Consider the following 556-nt stretch of genomic DNA (forward strand, 5'->3'; position numbering starts at 1 on the left):
CTGCCCGGCGTCACTGCCCGGACACGGCCCCCGCGACGTGCTCGAACTCGGCGCTCGGGGCCTGGCCGCTGAGCACCACCGTGGAGTCCTTGAGCTCACCGACCCACGCGGTGAACTCGTCCTGCTTGCCCGACGCGTCACGGTGATGGATCTGCCATGTGATCCCATTGACCGTGCGCTCGTCCGTGGGCGGGATCAGCTGGGTGCGCTGCGCGAGCCACGTGGGATTGGATCGGGCGGTCTGCGCCATGTCCACCAGGTGGTAACCGGGGGAGAGGAAACCCACGTTCCACAGGGGGACGCCGTCCTGGGACTGCGCCTCCCAGCGCGCGTAGTTGGCGCTCCACCCGTCCCCCAACGCCGGGGCCGCGGGGGTGAACGGGGCCTGGTCACCCGCAAAGCGCGCCTCCTCGCTCACGTCCACGTGTGCTCGGTAGGGCTGGGCATCGGGCTTGGGCTGCAACCACAAAAACGGCAACAACAGGAGGATGAGCACGAGCATGGAGATGACCATGCCGCGGATGGGTGCGTTGATCCGCGAGGCCTGCTTGCGGGT

At 68.7% G+C, this 556-nt stretch carries 1 protein-coding gene; it reads right to left on the bottom strand.

Annotated features, from left to right (window positions below):
* Window positions 1-10 precede the first annotated feature (10 nt).
* Window positions 11-556 (bottom strand): DUF4245 domain-containing protein (locus RF647_RS19185; protein WP_368813125.1); only part of this gene is annotated, 546 nt, incomplete at its 5' end.

This window comes from Kocuria sp. CPCC 205263, assembly GCF_040981075.1.
In the GTDB taxonomy this organism is placed as follows: domain Bacteria; phylum Actinomycetota; class Actinomycetes; order Actinomycetales; family Micrococcaceae; genus Kocuria; species Kocuria rosea.